Consider the following 2,926-nt stretch of genomic DNA (forward strand, 5'->3'; position numbering starts at 1 on the left):
TCAACCACAATTTTCTTAACGCGTTCTTCAATAGTGCTCATGAAACTGTCTCCTCCCGAGGAGTAACGATTTTGGGCTGTGGAATCATGCCGCCGGCGCTTGGCCCAAACCACGCCGGACAGGATTTGGAGCATTTTATCAAATTTTGACCGGAATGGTCATGGCATGTACATGCCGCCATTCACATTCAGGGTTTCTCCGGTGATGTAGGCCGCCGCCGGACCGGCCAGAAACGCCACCGCTTCGGCGATATCGGACGGGCTACCAAGTCGGCCCAAGGCGATCTGCCCCATCAAGGCCTGCTTGGCCTCTTCCGGCAGTGTGCCGGTCATGTCGGTCTGGATGAATCCAGGCGCCACCACATTGACGGTAATTCCCCGGGATCCGATTTCCTTGGCGAGGGACTTCGAAAAAGCGATGATGCCGGCCTTAGCAGCGGCATAGTTGGCCTGTCCGGCATTTCCGGTCAAACCGATGACCGAGGCGATGTTGATGATGCGGCCCTTGCGTGCTTTCATCATGCCGCGCATGACCGCCTTGCTGGTACGGTAGACCGAACTCAGATTGGTGTCGAGAATGAGGTTCCAGTCCTCATCCTTCATCCGCATCAGAATCTGGTCGCGGGTGATTCCGGCATTGTTGACCAATACGCTGATCGGACCGATATTCCTGCCGATGTCCTCGATGACGGCCTCAACCGCGACGCTATCGGTGACATCGAGCACTTTGCCGAGGCCACCGACGGGGGCCATTCGGGCCGTGATGGCCTGGGCGCCAGTTTCCGAGGTCGCAGTTCCGACTACTTTGGCACCGCGTGCCGCGAGCAGATCGGCGATTGCCGCACCGATACCCCGGCTGGCGCCGGTGACCAGAACCACTTCACCGCTAAGATCATGGGTCATTGTGTATCCTCATTCGAATGCTTGGGAAGCCGTTGCCTGCCAATCGACAGCGCTTGCCAGATTATAGGTCGAAACCGTTTTATCGATGCGCTTGACCAGTCCGGCCAGAACCTTGCCGGGACCACACTCTACGGCATGGCGGACGCCGGCAATCGCCAAGGCCTGCGTGCAACGGGTCCATTGCACCGGCAGGTAAAGCTGCTCGACCAGCGCACCTTGAATGGCCGCGATATCGACTTTCGGTGCGGCATCCACATTGTGGATAATCGGCCGGTCCGGTCTCTGCCAGGCCGTTGCGGCAATGGCATCACGGAGTTGCTCGGCTGCTTCGCGCATCAAAGGCGTGTGTGATGGAACGCTGACAGCAAGCTTGATGGTTTTGCGGACACCCGCTGCCTGCAGTGCGGCGATGGCACGATCAACGGCTTCGGCATGACCGCCGATGACGATCTGCCCGGGGGAATTGTAGTTGGCCGGTACAACCACCGTGTCGGCCGTACTAACGTCGCTGCAAATCTGCTCGACCTGCGCATCCTCGGCGCCGAGCACCGCCGCCATGGCGCCGGTGCCGGCCGGCACCGCCGACTGCATGAATTGTCCGCGCAGACGCACTAGACGGGCAGCGTCTTTCAGGGTTAATGCCCGCGCCGCGACTAATGCTGCATATTCACCGAGACTGTGTCCGGCCAGAAACATCGGCTGTGCAAAGTCATGCGCCTGCCAAAGCCGCCAAAGCGCAATTTCGGCGGCCAGCAAGGCGGGCTGGGTGTATTCGGTCTGGTTCAGCCGGTCATCCGGATTGTCCTGACTGATTTGCCAGAGATCGACACCGGCGCCCTCGGAGGCCTCGGCGAAGCTTTCGCGAATGGTAGGATGCAAAGCGGCCAAGTCGGCCAGCATGCCGGGCGACTGCGAGCCCTGACCAGGAAAAACGAATGCCAATTGCGGAATCATGGGTTCGGCGGCTCCGGAGGAAGATAAGCACGCCATTAGACCAGTTATTCAACCGTACTCACAAGTCCGGTCGAATCAGTAGCGGATCAATGCTGACCCCCAAGTAAATCCGCCGCCGAAGGCTTCCAACAGCATCAGTTGGCCGCGCTGGATCTTTCCGGAGCGCACCGCTTCATCCAGCGCCAGCGGCACCGAACCCGATGAAGTGTTGCCGGTCTTGTCGACGGTCACGATAACCTGGTCCATCGACATGTCAAGACGCTTAGCGGTGGCCTCGATGATTCGCAGATTGGCTTGATGCGGAATTAACCAATCGAGATCAGTCTTGCTCAGACCATTGGCATTCAAGGTTTCGTCGACCACGGAGTCGAGCGCTTTGACCGCATGCTTGAAGACTTCGCTGCCCGCCATGAGGATTTTCACGCCGGCGTTGGGCGCGCCGATTTCGAAACCCTTGGATGGACCAACCGGACAAATTAGCAGTTCTTTCTTGCCGCCGTCCGAATGCAGATGGGTGGACAGGATACCTGCCTCGGTGTCTGCCTTGAGAACCACTGCGCCGGCGCCATCACCGAACAGCACGCATGTGGCGCGATCAGTCCAGTCCATGAGACGCGTTAGGGTTTCCGAACCAACGACCAGAGCATTCTTGACGGTACCTGCACGGATGAACTGATCGGCCACGCTCAGGGCAAAGAGGAAGCCGGAGCATGCAGCATTGACATCGAATGCGCCACAGCCGCCGATGCCAAGCTTGTCCTGTAACAGACAGGCGGTGGACGGAAACACGATATCCGGCGTGGTCGTGCCGACGATGATCAATTCGATTTCATCGGCCCGCAGACCGGCGGCATCGAGCGCCTTGAGGGATGCCTGGTAGGCCAGATCACTGGTAGTTTCGCCGTCAGCGGCAACATGACGTTCACGGATGCCGCTGCGCGCAACGATCCACTCATCACTGGTATCGACGATCTTTTCCAGATCGGCATTGGTGAGGATCCGCTCGGGCAAATAGCTGCCGGTACCGGCGATACGCGAAAATGTAGGCATGGAATAGTTGTCCTGTTTCA

3 protein-coding genes are annotated in these 2,926 nt (G+C 58.7%); all 3 read right to left on the reverse strand.

Annotated elements, in window-relative coordinates; genetic code table 11:
* Nucleotides 1-158: 158 nt before the first annotated feature.
* Entirely contained in the window at nt 159-902 is a 744-nt protein-coding gene (gene fabG, locus ACIQ0Q_RS08615) for a 3-oxoacyl-ACP reductase FabG (RefSeq protein ID WP_395772529.1), read from the reverse strand.
* A gap of 9 nt (nt 903-911) precedes the next feature.
* On the reverse strand, nt 912-1,856 hold the full coding sequence (gene fabD / locus ACIQ0Q_RS08620) for an ACP S-malonyltransferase (protein ID WP_395772530.1): 945 nt from the start codon (nt 1,854-1,856) through the stop codon (nt 912-914).
* 75 nt (nt 1,857-1,931) lie between these two features.
* The gene (locus ACIQ0Q_RS08625; protein WP_395772531.1) at nt 1,932-2,906 is read right to left on the reverse strand and encodes a beta-ketoacyl-ACP synthase III; all 975 of its coding nucleotides are present in this window, start codon (nt 2,904-2,906) and stop codon (nt 1,932-1,934) included.
* Between the last annotated feature and the right edge of the window lie 20 nt (nt 2,907-2,926).

The sequence above is a fragment of the Arenimonas sp. genome (assembly GCF_044348765.1).
Taxonomy (GTDB): Bacteria; Pseudomonadota; Gammaproteobacteria; order Xanthomonadales; family Xanthomonadaceae; genus Arenimonas.

Coding starts and splice junctions, on each gene's coding strand:
- fabG (WP_395772529.1), bottom strand. CDS start 902: ATGACCCATGATCTTAGCGGTGAAGTGGTTCTGGTCACCGGCGCCAGC.
- fabD (WP_395772530.1), bottom strand. CDS start 1,856: ATGATTCCGCAATTGGCATTCGTTTTTCCTGGTCAGGGCTCGCAGTCG.
- ACIQ0Q_RS08625 (WP_395772531.1), bottom strand. CDS start 2,906: ATGCCTACATTTTCGCGTATCGCCGGTACCGGCAGCTATTTGCCCGAG.